This window comes from Pantoea sp. Cy-639, assembly GCF_011752525.1.
Classification (GTDB): Bacteria; Pseudomonadota; Gammaproteobacteria; order Pseudomonadales; family Pseudomonadaceae; genus Aquipseudomonas.
In genome coordinates this window covers 52,020-66,254 of the sequence record NZ_VWXI01000001.1, presented here as the reverse complement: position 1 = coordinate 66,254, position 14,235 = coordinate 52,020, and the positions used below count along the sequence as shown (strand labels likewise).

General features: G+C 65.0%; 12 protein-coding genes. 6 read left to right on the top strand and 6 right to left on the bottom strand.

Annotated elements, in window-relative coordinates:
* The first annotated feature begins 17 nt into the window (after nucleotides 1-17).
* Entirely contained in the window at nucleotides 18-953 is a 936-nt protein-coding gene (locus F3J43_RS00265; protein WP_166882821.1) for a 5'-nucleotidase, read from the top strand.
* 39 nt (nucleotides 954-992) lie between these two features.
* Here F3J43_RS00265 and F3J43_RS00260 read toward each other — a convergent pair whose 3' ends face one another.
* Nucleotides 993-1,643, bottom strand: a complete 651-nt coding sequence (locus F3J43_RS00260; protein WP_166882820.1) for a TIGR04211 family SH3 domain-containing protein — start codon at nucleotides 1,641-1,643, stop codon at nucleotides 993-995.
* Nucleotides 1,644-1,866: 223 nt separating this feature from the next.
* Complete coding sequence (locus tag F3J43_RS00255) at nucleotides 1,867-2,448, bottom strand: LysE family translocator (protein ID WP_166882819.1); 582 nt, start codon at nucleotides 2,446-2,448, stop codon at nucleotides 1,867-1,869.
* Between the two features lie 262 nt (nucleotides 2,449-2,710).
* Here F3J43_RS00255 and F3J43_RS00250 point away from each other — a divergent pair, with 262 nt between their 5' ends.
* Nucleotides 2,711-4,282, top strand: a complete 1,572-nt coding sequence (locus tag F3J43_RS00250) for a TerC family protein (RefSeq protein ID WP_166882818.1) — start codon at nucleotides 2,711-2,713, stop codon at nucleotides 4,280-4,282.
* On the opposite strand, the gene rarD is transcribed toward F3J43_RS00250, so the two are convergent.
* Both rarD and F3J43_RS00240 read right to left on the bottom strand, forming a co-directional pair.
* On the bottom strand, nucleotides 4,245-5,132 hold the full coding sequence (gene rarD / locus F3J43_RS00245; protein WP_166882817.1) for an EamA family transporter RarD: 888 nt from the start codon (nucleotides 5,130-5,132) through the stop codon (nucleotides 4,245-4,247). The two genes, F3J43_RS00250 and rarD, sit on opposite strands and share 38 nt — an antisense overlap.
* Before the next feature lie 31 nt (nucleotides 5,133-5,163).
* The gene (locus F3J43_RS00240; RefSeq protein WP_166882816.1) at nucleotides 5,164-6,750 is read right to left on the bottom strand and encodes an EAL domain-containing protein; all 1,587 of its coding nucleotides are present in this window, start codon (nucleotides 6,748-6,750) and stop codon (nucleotides 5,164-5,166) included.
* 305 nt (nucleotides 6,751-7,055) lie between these two features.
* Between F3J43_RS00240 and hppD the strand changes: the two genes are divergently transcribed.
* Nucleotides 7,056-8,132: a 4-hydroxyphenylpyruvate dioxygenase gene (gene hppD, locus F3J43_RS00235; protein WP_166882815.1), complete on the top strand. Its 1,077-nt coding sequence runs from the start codon at nucleotides 7,056-7,058 to the stop codon at nucleotides 8,130-8,132.
* 96 nt (nucleotides 8,133-8,228) lie between these two features.
* On the opposite strand, the gene F3J43_RS00230 is transcribed toward hppD, so the two are convergent.
* Nucleotides 8,229-8,918 (bottom strand): type 1 glutamine amidotransferase domain-containing protein, encoded by a 690-nt coding sequence (locus F3J43_RS00230; RefSeq protein ID WP_166882814.1) that lies wholly within the window; start codon nucleotides 8,916-8,918, stop codon nucleotides 8,229-8,231.
* A 128-nt stretch (nucleotides 8,919-9,046) separates the two neighbouring features.
* Here F3J43_RS00230 and F3J43_RS00225 point away from each other — a divergent pair, with 128 nt between their 5' ends.
* A complete protein-coding gene (locus tag F3J43_RS00225) occupies nucleotides 9,047-9,496 on the top strand; it encodes a nucleoside deaminase (protein WP_205297541.1) in 450 nt (149 codons plus the stop codon).
* Between the two features lie 58 nt (nucleotides 9,497-9,554).
* The gene (locus tag F3J43_RS00220) at nucleotides 9,555-11,441 is read left to right on the top strand and encodes an ATP-binding protein (RefSeq protein WP_166882813.1); all 1,887 of its coding nucleotides are present in this window, start codon (nucleotides 9,555-9,557) and stop codon (nucleotides 11,439-11,441) included.
* 4 nt (nucleotides 11,442-11,445) lie between these two features.
* On the opposite strand, the gene F3J43_RS00215 is transcribed toward F3J43_RS00220, so the two are convergent.
* Complete coding sequence (locus F3J43_RS00215) at nucleotides 11,446-12,501, bottom strand: tetratricopeptide repeat protein (protein ID WP_166882812.1); 1,056 nt, start codon at nucleotides 12,499-12,501, stop codon at nucleotides 11,446-11,448.
* Nucleotides 12,502-12,890: 389 nt separating this feature from the next.
* Between F3J43_RS00215 and F3J43_RS00210 the strand changes: the two genes are divergently transcribed.
* Entirely contained in the window at nucleotides 12,891-14,042 is a 1,152-nt protein-coding gene (locus F3J43_RS00210; protein WP_166882811.1) for a substrate-binding domain-containing protein, read from the top strand.
* Nucleotides 14,043-14,235: the final 193 nt, after the last annotated feature.

Here is a 14,235-nt window from a genome sequence, read left to right as displayed (position 1 = left end):
ACCACAAGGAACGCGCAATGCCCTTCGAACTGGACGAACGCCTGGTGATTGGCGTCGCCTCGAGCGCGGTGTTCGACTTAAGCGAGTCGGACGCGGTGTTTCGTCGCGACGGCGAGGCGCAATACCGCAAATACCAGGAGCAGCACCTGGACGTACCACTGGGCAAGGGCATCGCCTATCCCTTCATCAAGCGCCTGCTGGCGTTGAACGACCTGCGCGAGGACCCCGAGGATCCGCTGGTGGAAGTGGTGCTGTTGTCGCAGAACGACCCGGACACCGGCATGCGGGTGATGAAGACCATCGACCACTATGGCCTGAACATGACCCGGGCGATCTTCACCCAGGGCCGCTCGCCTTATGCGTATATCCCGGCGTTGAACATCGCGTTGTTCCTGTCTGCCGACAAGCAGCACGTGGATGCGGCGATCAATGCCGGTTACCCGGCGGGGCAGGTGCTCGACTCACGCTTCGACGATGACGAAAGCGACGACAACCTGCGCATCGCCTTCGACTTCGACGGGGTGCTGGCCGGGGACGAATCCGAGGCGGTGATGCAGTCCGGCGGGCTGGACAGCTTCCACGCCCATGAGGTGAAGAATGTCGCCCAGCCGCACAATCCCGGGCCGCTGAAGGAGTTCTTCGTGCGCATCGCGCGGATCCAGGCGGCGGAGGAGCAGTACAAGCTCGAGCATCCTGGCTACGAGAATCGCCTGCGGGTGTCGATCGTCACCGCGCGCAACGCGCCTTCCCATGAGCGGGCGCTGAACACCCTCAAGAGCTGGGGCGTGATGGCCAACGATGCGTTCTTCCTGGGCGGGATCGAGAAGCGTCGGGTGTTGCAGGTGCTCAAGCCGCACATCTTCTTCGACGACCAGTCGGGGCACCTGAAGAGCACCAGCACGGTGGTGCCGTCGGTGCATATCCCGTTCGGGGTGAGCAACCGCCCGGTTTGAGCCCGGCCTGCGCTCCGAGGTTGGCCGGGATGGCGCGCCTCAGAACCAGCGGTCGTTGCGTTTGCGCCCGCGGGTCAGCGCCGGCAGGATCAGCCCCGCCAGCAGTCCTGCACCGGCGATGCTGCCGCCGTAGACCATGTAGCGCATCATCACCTGCTTGTTCTCGTCGCCCAGGCGCGCCTGGGTGTCGCGCAGGGTCGACTGGCTTTGCTCGAGCTGCTCGTTCAACGCCTTGTTGCGGGTTTCCAGTTCGTCGATCAGTGCCTTGCGCGAATCGAGGGTCTCCTGCATGCCTTGCACGCGGTTCTTCCAGCTGTCGTCGATGTGCTTGAGCTGGCCGGAGAGGTCAGCCACCTGGGCGTCGAGCTGGGGCAGGCGTTCGTTCTGGCCGGGCACGGCCTGCAAGTCGCTGGTGAGGATCCACACCAGGTCGCCGCTCTGGCCACGTACCTGGCTGTAGTTACCCTGGCTGGCTACCAGCGTCACCTTCTGCCCGGATTTGAGCGTGCCGACGATGCGGTGGCCATCGGTTGGGCCGCTGCGCACGTAGGTGCTCAGGCTGTCGCTGACCCAGCGCGCATCGCTGGCTGGCGCCTCGGCGTGGGCCGGGGCGGCGAGGGCGATCAAGGCGCTGATCAGGCCGCCGCGCAGGGTGGTGAGGGCGAGGGAGGCTGGCTGGTTGTCTGGCATGCTGGTCTTCGCTGAAACAGGACGAATGAAGGCCCGATGACTGGGCCGCGATTCGGTCGGATGGATTGACCGTCAGCGAAAGACCGTTTTTTTGTAAGCAGGTTCACTACCTGGGAATGGAAATGTCGACAGCATGTGGCAGCCACTACTGGCCCATTGCTGGCGCCTGCGCCGCGAGCCGGGTTGCTCTCACAGTGCCGACGCCAGCATGTCGAGGCCATGCTCAGACGATCAGGTACACCGCGCTTGCCACCAGCAACACTGCCAGCCCACGGTTGAACAGACGCATCCGTCGCGGCTCGCCCAGGTACTGGCGAATCACGCTGCCGGCCCAGGCCCAACTGGCCACCGAGACGAAGCAGATCGGTGCGTAGATCCAGGTGAACAACCACAGTAACGGCTGCTCGCCGCCGGTGTAGGCGCCGATTCCTGCCACGGCCGCCAGCCAGGCCTTGGGGCTGAGCCACTGCATGGCCGCGCCGTGCCAGGCGCTCGGCGCCCGTTGCTGGCCATCGCTGTGCAAGGCGCCATCGTCGCTGGCCAGCTTCCAGGCCATGTACAGCAGAAAAGCCACGCCACCCCCGTGCAACAGCCTGCCCAGCAGTGGCCAGCGCAGCAGCAGTTCGTGCAGCCCCAGGCCGACCAGCACCAGCAGCAGGCAGAAACCGAGGGTGGCGCCGGCGGCATGCCCGAGGCTGGCGCGCAGGCCATGGCGGGCGCCGCTACCGAGGGCGACGATGTTCACCGGACCAGGGGAGATGGAGGCCGCCAGGGCAAAGGCGGCCATCGACAACGACAGGCTCATGGGGTGATTCCTTGTGTGGGGACAGAGGTCGCGATCCTCGCCGATGCCGCCGGCGAGCGTATTGAACGAAAATGCCCAGGCGCCCCTGTTACAGCTTTTGTAATAGTTTCTCTCTGTCAGAAAAACCTGCTTCGATTGTAGGATCATCATCCCTTTTTTCGAATAAGGTCTATATGAGCACCTTCGCGGAGCCCCCCAGTCCCTGGCCGTCCCGGCCTTCCTTCCCGCGTCCGCGCGACGCTTCCCCAGTGAGTACCCGCTAATGGAATGGCTAGCCGACCCCACGGCCTGGCTGGGCCTGCTGACGCTTATCGTCCTCGAGCTGGTGCTGGGTATCGACAACCTGGTGTTCATCGCCATCCTCGCCGACAAGCTGCCGCCTCATCAGCGTGACCGCGCGCGGGTGATCGGCCTGTCGCTGGCGCTGATCATGCGTCTGGGCCTGCTGGCCAGCATCTCGTGGATGGTGACCCTGACTGCACCGCTGTTCGAGGTGTTCGGCAAGAGCTTCTCCGGGCGCGACCTGATCATGCTGTTCGGCGGCGTGTTCCTGCTGTTCAAGGCCACCATGGAGCTGCACGAGCGCCTCGAGGGGCATGTCGCCCAATCCGGCGGCACGACGCGTCACGCGGCATTCTGGCCGATCGTCGCGCAGATCGTGGTGCTTGACGCGGTGTTCTCGCTGGATGCGGTGATCACGGCGGTGGGCATGGTCGAGCAGCTGTCGGTGATGATGATCGCGGTGATCTTCTCCATCGGCATCATGATCGTCGCCAGCAAGCCGCTGACCCGCTTCGTCAACGCCCACCCGACGGTGATCATGCTGTGCCTGGGCTTTCTGATGATGATCGGCTTCAGCCTGACCGCCGAAGGCCTGGGCTTCCATATTCCGAAAGGCTACCTGTACGCGGCCATCGGTTTCTCGATCTTGATCGAGCTGTTCAACCAACTGGCCCGTGCCCGCCGCAAGCGCAGCCTGCAGCAGCACCGGCCACTGCGCGAGCGCACGGCCCATGCGGTGCTGCGCCTGCTGGGCGGGCGCCGGGTCGAGGCCGACGAGGTGGGCGAGGAGATCGCCGACCTGGTCGAGGGTGCTGACGCGCAGGTGCTGTTCGACCGTCGCGAGCGGGTGATGATCAGCGGCGTGCTGAACCTGGCCGAGCGGCCGATCCGCACGGTGATGACCACCAGGACAGAGGTCGATGTCATCGACCTGGCGCTGCCGGCGACGGCGATCCGCGAAGCCTTGGCCAATTCGCCATACTCGCGTCTGCCGCTGATCCGCGATGGGCGCATCGACGAGCCGCTGGGGTTCGTGCACAAGAAGGAGTTGCTCAAGGAGCTGCTGGCCGGCAGCGAGCCTGACCTCGAGCGCATGGCCCGGGCACCGTTGAACCTGCTGGAGAGCTTCAGCATCCTCAATGCCCTGGAGCAGATGCGTGGCCAGTCGACCCACATCGCTTTCGTGATCAACGAGTTCGGCGATTTCACCGGGGTGCTGACCATGACCGACATCCTCGAGTCGATTGCCGGCGAGTTGCCGGATGCCAGCGAGGTGGAGGGGCCGGGCGTGGTCGAGGAGGGTGGCGGTTTTGTCGTCAGTGGCGCGTTGAACCTGGCGCAGATCCAGGCGCGCACCGGTTTCGCCGTCCGCCCCACCGAGGACTACCAGACCCTTGCGGGCCTGGTGATGAGTCTGCTGGACCGCCTGCCAATGGTCGGTGACCAATTGGTCTGGAACGGCTGGACCTTGACGGTGGTGACGGTGGAAGACCGCCGGGTACGCCAGGTGCGGCTCACACCGAGCGGCGGCGTTGGCGCAGCAGGTGCTTGAGGCCCTCGAGCACCAGCACCAGCACCGCGGCCCAGATCGGCAGGTAGGTCAGCCACTGGTCCGGGCCGATGCTCTCGCCCAGCAGCAGGGCCACGCCTACCAGCAGCACCGGCTCGACGTAGCTGAGCAGGCCGAACAGGCTGAACGGCAACAGGCGGCTGGCCAGCACGTAGGCGATCAGGGCGCTGGCGCTGATCGCCCCGAGCAGCGGGATCAGCCCGTACAGACCCGGGTGGGTGTTGAGGTCAGCCGTCGTCAATGGCCCCTGGATCACGAAGTACAGGGCCCAGGGCAGCAACAGGCACATGTCGCACCACAAGCCGCCGAGGTGGTCGGTGCGACAGCGTCGGCGCAGCACGAAATAGATCGGGTAGCCGACCATCACCAGCAACGTCTCCCAGGCGAAGCTGCCGTGCTGGTACAGTTCGTGGCCGACGCCCAGCGCCGCGCAGCCCACGGCCACCTTCTGCAGGCGTGACAGGCGCTCGCCGTACACCAGCCGCCCGGTCAGGACCATTGCCAGCGGCAGCAGGAAGTAACCCATCGACACCTCGAGGCTGCGCCCGTGCAGCGGGGCCCACAGGAACAGCCACAGCTGCACGCCCATCAACCATGAAGTCCCGACCATGCCCAGCAGCAGCAGGGGCGTGCGGCGTACCCGCGCGAGCAGCTCGCCGACCCGCTTCCAGTCCCCGCTGATCAGCATGAACAGGGTCAGGCAGGGCAGGGTCAGCAAGGTCCGCCAGCCGAAGATCTCCTCGCCGTCCAGGGGCTTGAGGAAGGTGGTGTAGAAATACATCACGGCGAACAGACAGGACGCCATGACCGACGAGAAAATGCCTTTTGACACGAATGCCTCGGAAAACGGGAAGGGGTGTGGATCAGCCGCGCATGATCTCAGGGGCCGCGTCCGGCGGCAACCGTGGCCTGCCGGGGCGTGCGGCGAGGGCCAGCAGCAGGTCCTCGACCGGCATCGGCCGGGCGAACAGGTAGCCTTGCAGGAAGTCCACGCCGTGGCGCGCCAGGTAGTCACGCTGCACGTCGGTCTCCACTCCCTCGGCGACAATGCCCAGGCCCAGCTTGGCCGACAGCTCGATGATGCTGTCGAGAATATGCTGCGACAGGGCGTCGCCGCCGATCATGGCGACGAAGCTCTGGTCGATCTTCAGGTAGTCGACCTGGAACTGGCGCAGGTAGCTGAGGCTGGACTGGCCGGTGCCGAAATCGTCCAGGGCGATCATCACGCCCATGGCGTGGAGCTTTTCGAACAGCTCCAAGGTGACCGGTGCCGGCTCGATCAGCTTGCGTTCGGTCAACTCCAGGGTCAGCACCACCCGCCCGGGCGGGAAGTGCTGCAGGAAGGTTTCGCAGTCGTCGAGCAGGCGCAGGTCGCGACAATGGTCGGCGGTGATGTTGATGCCGACGTGGAAGCCATCGTCCAGCAGGGCTGCATGCGGTGCCAGGACCTGGGCGGTCTGCAGCATCAGCGCGCGGGTCATGGCGACGATCTGCCCGCTGTGCTCGGCATAGGGGATGAACAGGTCGGGGCGTACCAGGCCCTCGCGCGGGTGCTGCCAGCGCATCAGCACCTCGACTCCGGCCCAGTGGTAGTCGCCTTTGCGCACCACTGGCTGGAAGTAGGGCAGGAATTCCTCGGCATCCAGTGCCCGGTCGAGTTCGGCGCGCGGCGAACTGGCCCGGCGCAGTTGCCAGCGGCAACTGGCACCGGCCACCACGCCCAGCAGCAACAGCAGGCCGAGCAGGGCCGGGTAGCGGCTGCGCATCAGTTCGCCCGGCTTGTCCGGGCCATAGCCGCCGTGGATGCTGAACGGATAGCGGCTCGAGGCCAGGCTGACCGCGGCACTGGCGGCGACGGGGGGCGTGCCGTCGTGCACCTGGCCATCGGCGCCCATCCAGTGGTTGCCTACCTGCACCTGCAGTTCGTCGTCATCGCCGATCAGGCGCAGGGCGGTGCGCAGGTGATTGCCGTCCACCGTGGTGATTGCGCCGCGCCCGCCCTGGCTGCTGCGGTAGACCAGCAGTGACTGGCCCGGGGTCACCGAGTTGCCGTTCATCAGCCAGAGGCGCCCGTCGGTATAGTCGCGGGGATCCACCGGTTCGTCGAAATCGCCAAACAGTGACGAACAGTAGAGGTTGTCGTGGTCGAACAGGTTGGTGGAACGGACGAAGGCATTGCGAGTGACTTCCACGCGCAGGGCCAGTTGCACCTGTTCGCAGGGTTGTCCGGCCCTGGGCTGCAGGTGACGGGCGGCGGCGGCGAGGCTGTCGAGGATGTGCTCGACATGCCCGGCCACTTCCGCCACCGTGGCCTGGCTGCTGGCACGCAGGTCGCGGTCGGTCTGCCAGCGCATCACCGCCAACCCGCAGGCTAGCGGCAGCAGGCCGACGACCCAGGGCAACAGGGTGCGCCAGCTCCAGCGGGCAGGGCGGTGACGGGTCAGAGGCATGGATGTACCTAGGTAGGATAAACCTCACAGAGGATAGCGGTTTGCCAGTGTCCGCTGCGAACTAAAACGCGACAAACCGTTTTACGCCCTGTAGAATCGCATTACGAATAAAACAATAAGGTCCTTCGCTTTCCGGAGGATCAAGCCCGCCGAGAATGGGTCCATATGACATACCATGGGTTCAAGCTGATCATTGGTGACTACCTCGCCCGTAGCGTGCGCGGCATTCCCTGCTCACCACCTCTGCCACTCCGCATCGCAAGCCAGTAACCAACCGTTTTTTTGCTGCAGATGAGGACACGAACATGGCAGATATCTTCGACAACCCGATGGGCCTGGAAGGCTTCGAATTCATCGAACTCGCGTCGCCCACCCCTGGCGTACTGGAACCCGTCTTCCAGATGCTCGGCTTCACCAAGGTGGCGACCCACCGCTCCAAGGATGTGCACCTGTATCGCCAGGGTGGCATCAACCTGATCCTGAACAACGAACCCAAGAGTGCAGCCTCGTACTTTGCCGCCGAGCACGGCCCGTCGGTATGTGGCATGGCGTTCCGCGTGCGCAATGCCCATGAGGCCTATGCCCGTGCGCTGGAGCTTGGCGCCCAGCCGGTGGAGATCGAAACCGGGCCGATGGAACTGCGCCTGCCGGCGATCAAGGGCATCGGTGGCGCGCCGCTGTACCTGATCGACCGCTATGAAGAAGGCAGCTCGATCTACGACATCGACTTCAAGTTCATCGAAGGCGTGGATCGCAACCCGGTCGGTGCCGGCCTGAAGATCATCGACCACCTGACCCACAACGTCTATCGCGGGCGCATGTCCTACTGGGCCGGCTTCTACGAGAAGCTGTTCAACTTCCGCGAGATCCGTTACTTCGACATCAAGGGCGAATACACCGGCCTGACCTCCCGGGCGATGACCGCGCCGGACGGCATGATCCGCATCCCGCTCAACGAAGAGTCGTCCAAGGGTTCGGGGCAGATCGAAGAGTTCCTGATGCAGTTCAACGGCGAGGGCATCCAGCACGTGGCCTTCCTCACCGACGACCTGCTCAAGACCTGGGACGCGCTCAAGGGCTTCGGCATGCGCTTCATGACCGCGCCGCCGCAGACCTACTACGAGATGCTCGAGGAGCGCCTGCCGGGCCATGGCGAGCCGGTCGACCAACTCAAGTCGCGCGGCATCCTGCTCGATGGCGCCTCCGAAGCCGGCGACAAGCGCCTGCTGCTGCAGATCTTCTCGGAAACCCTGCTCGGGCCGGTGTTCTTCGAGTTCATCCAGCGCAAGGGGGACGATGGCTTCGGTGAAGGCAACTTCAAGGCGCTGTTCGAATCGATCGAGCGTGACCAGGTGCGTCGTGGCGTGCTGAGCACCGACTGACCGACGCGGCAAGACGTTATCGCGGGGCAAGCCCGCTTCCACGCCGGATCCCGGTGGGGAAGCGGGCTTGCCCCGCGATGCGTTTGCTGCGAAGCCTCACTTCTTCTTGGCCAGATAGCCGATGACGGCTTCAGCCACGCCCACCGTGGAGGCCGGGTTCTGCCCGGTGATCAGGCCGCGGTCCTCGACCACGCAGGCGGCCCATGGGTCGTCGGCCTTGCGGTATTCGCCCCCGCGGGCGCCGAGTTCGTTCTCGGTGAGAAATGGCACCACCTTGTCAAGCTCTGCCAGCTTCTCCTCGATGTTGGAGAAGCCGGTCACCGCTCGGCCCCTGAGCAACAGGCTATTGTCGCCGAGCTTGATGTTCAGCAAGCCCGCCGCGCCATGGCAGACTGCCGCGATCACGCCGCCGCGCTCGTGGATGCGCCGCGCGAGGTCCTGCAACTGTGGATTGCCGGGGAAGTCCCACATCACGCCATGCCCGCCGGTGTAGTAGATCGCGCCATAGTGCTCGGCCTTGACCTGGCCTGGGTTCAGGGTAGCGCCCAGGCGGTTCATGAACGCCTTGTCGTTGTACCAGGTCCAGTCCAGTTCTGGCGCCATCTGCAGGCTGTGCGGATCGATTGGCACGTAGCCGCCGGCCGGGCTGACATAGTCGACGCTGAAGCCGGCCTGCTGGACCTTGTCGACGAAATGCACCGCTTCGCCCAGCCACAGACCTGTGGCCCGATTCAGCCGTGGGTATCTGGCGGTGTTGGTCAGCACGACCAGGATCTTCTTGTTCATGTGCGCCTGCCCGTCGGGTCCAAGGGAGTACGGATGGCCAGCCAAACGAAAAGCCTATTGAGCATAGCCGTGCCAAGGCAAGTGGTGTGCTAGTCTGCTGCAAAACAATCGCACCCCGGGGATACACCATGGAACAGGGCACAGGCGTTTTCATGCAGGCGGCGATCGACGAAGCCCGCAAAGGGCTGGAGGAGGGGGGCATCCCGATCGGCTCGGTGCTGGTGCACGAGGGCCGGATCATCGGTCGCGGGCACAACCGGCGGGTGCAAAATGGCAGCGCCATCCTCCATGGCGAGATGGATGCCCTGGAAAACGCTGGCCGGCAGCCGGCCCGGGTCTATCGCGAGGCGACCCTCTATACCACCCTGTCACCTTGCGCCATGTGCAGTGGCGCGATCCTGCTCTATGGCATCCGTCATGTGGTCATCGGCGAGAACAGCACCTTCATGGGCGAAGAGCAGTTGCTCAAGAGCCGCGATGTGCACCTGGAAGTCCATGACGATGACACCTGCAAGGCGCTGATGCGCCAGTTCATCGAAGCCCAGCCCCAGTTGTGGAATGAAGATATTGGCCGCTGACGTTCACGGCCCCGGGAAACCTTCGCCAATCCCCAGTAGCGATACCAGGCCTGCGTCGATGCGCGAGGCAATTCTGCGCCACGCCTGGCATGGCACGCCGCTGGGGCCCTTGGTCCGCTGGCCTGCGCCGTTGCGCATCGCCGTCGACATGCTGCTGCTGTCGCCTTTCCCGAGCGCATTGGTCTGGGGGCCGGATCTCACGGTGATCCACAACGATGCCTACCTGGCCCTGCAAGGCGCCACGAGCGGGGCCCAGGGCGAGCGGTTCGACACCCTGTGGGCCGCAGCCTGGCCGAGCATGGGGGCGTCGGTGTTCCAGGCCCTCGAAGGGCAAGGCAGCCTGGTCGACCGCCTCGCTCTGCCGGTCTCACGCAACGGGCAATCGATGGAGGTCTGCTTCACCTGCTGCTATTCCCCGGTGCGCGACGATCATGGAGTGGTCAGTGGCTTCCTGCACACGCTGATTGAAACCCAGGCCGCCGAGTGGCAAGCAGCGGTGGATGTCATCCTGATGCTCGACGGGCAACAACGCATCGCTCAGGCGAGCCCGGCCTGGACCCGACTGCTGGGGTGGCAGGCGCCTGCCGAGGTGCCCGCCTCCCTGCCTGAACTGATGCACCCGGCCGACCGTACAGAAGTGCAACTGGCCCTGGATGGCGATACGCCGTCATTCGATGCCCGCATGCGGCATAAAGAGGGCCATTATTGCTGGCTGCGCTGGAGCGTGGTGCCGGGGAGCAGCTTGCCGGTTCTGATCGGCCGCGACCTCACGGGTGAGCGCAATGCGGTGCAGCGCTTCGCCGAAGCGGCAGTACTGGACAGCCAGCATATGGCGACGGTGGTCAAGCTGGCGGGTGATCTGGGCCATGAAATGAACAGTGTGCTGTTCGGAATCAGCAGCAGCCTGGAGTTGCTCGAGCGACGCCTGGCACAAGGGCGATTGGAGCGCCTGGACAGCTATGTACAAGTGGCCCGCGAGAGCGCCGAGCGGGCCATCGGCCTGACCCGCAACCTGTTGGCCTTTGCCCGTAGCCAGCCACTGGCGCCCACCGTGCTGGATGTGAACCGGCTGCTACGCGAGACTGAGCCTCTGCTGAGGCAGACCCTCGGTACCGAGATGCGTTTGCACTGGCAACTGGACATGGCGCCCTGGTTGGTCCAGCTCGACATCGAGCAACTGCGCAAGGCGCTGCTGCACCTGTGTGCCAACGCCCGCGATGCCTGCCTGGGACGTGGCCAACTGACGGTGCGCACGATCAACGAACGGCTGGCCGCCGCCCCTGGCGAGCGGCCCGGCCTTGCGCCCGGGGACTACGTGGTCGTTCATGTCGAGGACGATGGTCATGGCATGTCGGCCGACGATATCGCCCGCGCCTTCGAGCCGTTCTTCACCTCCAAGCCGCTTGGACAGGGCGCCGGCTTGGGGCTGCCGATGGTGCATGGCTTCGTCCAGCAGTCGGGCGGGCAGGTATGGATCGAGTCGGACCAGGAGCAGGGCACGCGAGTGGTGATGATGTTCCCTCGTTCACTGGATAGCCTGCCGCAGCCGCTGGCGCAGGAGCCTCTCCCACTGGCCAATGGCGAGCGGGTATTGCTGGTCGATGACGAAACCAACCTGCGCGGCCTGATGAAGGAAGTGCTGGTCGAGCAGGGCTATGAGGTGTGCGATGTCGAGGATGCCAATGCCGCGCTGGGCAAGTTCCGGCACGAAGGGCCTTATGACCTGGTGATCACCGACATCGGCCTGCCGGGTGGTTTCAGCGGCCGCCAGGTCGCCAGGGCCATGCGCATGCTCGAGCCGCAGCAGAAGATCCTGTTCATCACCGGTTTCACCGAGGAGCCGGTGGAACAGAGACTACTGGACGAGCCGGGCACTGCCTTGTTGCTCAAGCCCTTCAGGCTCGAGACCCTGGCCCATGAGGTTCGGCGCTTGCTGCACGACTGAAGGCTCACAACCCTTGCTGCAATACCGGGTCGTCCGGGTTCTGTCGCTCCAGTTCGGCGAGCAGCACCTGGACGTTCTGCAACTGCCCGGTCTCCTTCCAGTACTGGATCAGCAGCACGCGCGCCTTGCGGTTGGCCGGCTGGCGGCTGAGCACGGTCTCCAACTGCTTCTGCGCGGCCTCGACCTGCTCCAACTGGTGCAGGGTCTGCGCCAGGGTATAGCGGTAGTCGTTGTTGTCCGGCTCCAGCTCGACGGCACGGGCGAATGCCAGCAGGGCGTACTCCTGCTGTTCGTGGCGGGCTAGCCATAGCCCCAGTTCGTATTGCAGGAAGGCTGAGTCCGGGCGCAGGGCCAGGGCCTTGGCCAGCACGTCCCGGGAGGCGTCGTGCTGGCCCTGACGCTCCAGCAAGCGCACCTGCATGGCCAATGCATCCAGCCCCTGAGGGGCCACGGCCAGACTGCGCTGCAGGGCCTGCGCGGCTTGTTCGTAGGCTTGCTCATGCATATACAGGCGAGCCAGGTGGACCTGCGCAGCAGCATCTTCCGGTTGTTGCTCGAGGACCTGTTCGTACTGCTCAAGCACTTCCTGGAACGGGCCGAAATACAGGCCGATGGCATCCGGGTCCAGGCCCAGCAGGGCATCCACCACGGCGAAACGCACGCTTTGCTCGTCATCCTCCAGCAATGGCCCCAGCACCAGGCTGCGCTGGGCGGCCGGCAGCAAGCGATGGATGCTCGCCACCGCGGCGCGGCGGACCATCGGGTCGCCATGTTCCAGGTCCGCCTTGGCCAGCTTCAGGGCCAGGGGCGAGGGATAGTTGGGCAGCTCGGCGTACAAGGCGGCACGGCGGATCGCGGGCAGGTCGTCGCGCTGCAGTTGTTGGTACAGCACCCGCGCCGCGCCAGGCAAGCCGTCATGGGCCTGGCGCAGGGCCTTGGCATAGCTGTGCGCGGGCAGACTAGGCGGCGTGGCCTGCGGGGTATGCCACAGGTAGCCGATCACGCCCGATACCAGGATCAGGAGCGATAGGGCGATCAGCAAGGGGCGGCGTCTGGGCATCGCGCGGTCCGTGACGGCAGGGATCCCAGAGCTTGGGACAGGCGGGCGGCAAATGCAACCGACCACGCATTTGCACAGGGACAGGCGTCGGCGGATGGGCCGGGCCTGCCGAGCTCCCGTGTGCGTTGCCACGGATCCTCCTGAGCGTGCTCCCCCGGCACTGTTGGCCGCGCTGGCGCGACAGGCCGCTGCGGCGGCGAAATCGACGGCGAAAACCCGAGAAAATCCCTGTCGAGCTCCCGAGATTTTTTCCTTTGGCTGTCACCACAAGCTGCGAATGTTGGCTCCGTGGACAGGCCGCCAGCCCCTCTGGATCAGGGTATACGGTCTGTGGCCATAGCAATGCGCGACCCACTTAACGTACGAACACGACGATAGGAGATTGCTTCATGTTTAAGCGTACTGTGATCGCCGCCTCCCTGGTGGCTGCTACCCTGGCTTCGGCTCAATCCATGGCTGCCATTGTCGGTGGTGGCGCCACCCTGCCTGAGCCGCTGTACAACGGCAAAGGCGCCCTGGGCGGCATCCTGCCAGCCGGCTTCACCTATGTGGGCGTGGGCAGCGGCGGTGGCAAGACCGCCTTCCTGACCAACGATGGCGCCTCGATCAACCAGGCCGGTGTCGACGTCGACTTCGCCGGCTCCGACTCGGTGCTCAACGCCGATGACTTCGCCCGCTATGCACCGGTCAAATCCGCCTGGGGCAACTTGATCCAGATTCCTTCGGTCGGTACCTCGGTCACCATTCCGTACAAGAAATCCGGCAACACTACCCTGCAACTGAGCGGTGCCCAGCTGTGCGCCGCGTTCTCCGGTTCGGCCACCACCTGGGGCGCCTTGCTGGGCACCGCCGACGCCACGCCGATCACCATCGTCTACCGTTCCGGCAGCAGCGGCACCACCGAGTTGCTGACCCGTTTCCTGAACGACAGCTGCCCGGCCAGCTTCAAGGTCAGCAGCACCTTCTCCAGCGCCAAGCTCAGCGCCGTGCCGGCCAACTGGAAAGGCGTCTCGGGCAGCGGTGACGTGATGACCCAGATCAACGCCACCGAAGGCAGCATCGGCTACATCAGCCCTGACTACGTCAACCCAGGCAACAACGCCGTGGTAGCCCGCGTCAGCAAGCTGCCGATGGCCGCCGGTACCGCGCCGCTACCGACCTCGGCCAACGCCCAGGTAGCCCTCGGCACCGCCATCGCGCCGAGCAACGACACCGATCGCGCCGACCCGACCAAGTGGGTGCCGACCTTCGGCGCCGCTGCTGGCGACCGTCCGGTTCCGTCCGCCGGTTATCCGATCGTCGGCTACACCAACCTGCTGGTGGGTCAGTGCTACAAGACCGCTGCCGATGCCACCGCCATCCGTGGTTTCCTGAACGACCTGTACAGCGGCAACAAGTCGAGCCTGGTCACCGCCCACACCTTCGTCAACCTGCCGACCGAGTATGCCGGCGAGATCAAGAAGGTCTTCCTCGACAACACCTACGGTAGCGGCCTGGACATCAACAACCCGTCCGTGTGCAACGGTATCGGTCGCTGGTAAGCCATGCCTCCGGGATCGCCTGAAGTCTCGGTGATCCAGGCAAGCCCCTGGCGGCGGTCGCAAGACCGTCGCCAGGGGCTTTTTGCCGTGCGTCGGTACCAGCGCCACATAGCCCAGGCAGATGAACTTTGCATGACAAAGCTTCGGTGGCCCGGCGCCCGACCTGCCTTATGGCAAAGCGGCATCACGGCCG

What these genes read in the sequence shown, in the direction of transcription:
- F3J43_RS00265 (WP_166882821.1), top strand. Translation starts at nt 18, where the DNA reads ATGCCCTTCGAACTGGACGAACGCCTGGTGATTGGCGTCGCCTCGAGC.
- F3J43_RS00260 (WP_166882820.1), bottom strand. Translation starts at nt 1,643, where the DNA reads ATGCCAGACAACCAGCCAGCCTCCCTCGCCCTCACCACCCTGCGCGGC.
- F3J43_RS00255 (WP_166882819.1), bottom strand. Translation starts at nt 2,448, where the DNA reads ATGAGCCTGTCGTTGTCGATGGCCGCCTTTGCCCTGGCGGCCTCCATC.
- F3J43_RS00250 (WP_166882818.1), top strand. Translation starts at nt 2,711, where the DNA reads ATGGAATGGCTAGCCGACCCCACGGCCTGGCTGGGCCTGCTGACGCTT.
- F3J43_RS00240 (WP_166882816.1), bottom strand. Translation starts at nt 6,750, where the DNA reads ATGCCTCTGACCCGTCACCGCCCTGCCCGCTGGAGCTGGCGCACCCTG.
- hppD (WP_166882815.1), top strand. Translation starts at nt 7,056, where the DNA reads ATGGCAGATATCTTCGACAACCCGATGGGCCTGGAAGGCTTCGAATTC.
- F3J43_RS00230 (WP_166882814.1), bottom strand. Translation starts at nt 8,918, where the DNA reads ATGAACAAGAAGATCCTGGTCGTGCTGACCAACACCGCCAGATACCCA.
- F3J43_RS00225 (WP_205297541.1), top strand. Translation starts at nt 9,047, where the DNA reads ATGGAACAGGGCACAGGCGTTTTCATGCAGGCGGCGATCGACGAAGCC.
- F3J43_RS00220 (WP_166882813.1), top strand. Translation starts at nt 9,555, where the DNA reads ATGCGCGAGGCAATTCTGCGCCACGCCTGGCATGGCACGCCGCTGGGG.
- F3J43_RS00215 (WP_166882812.1), bottom strand. Translation starts at nt 12,501, where the DNA reads ATGCCCAGACGCCGCCCCTTGCTGATCGCCCTATCGCTCCTGATCCTG.
- F3J43_RS00210 (WP_166882811.1), top strand. Translation starts at nt 12,891, where the DNA reads ATGTTTAAGCGTACTGTGATCGCCGCCTCCCTGGTGGCTGCTACCCTG.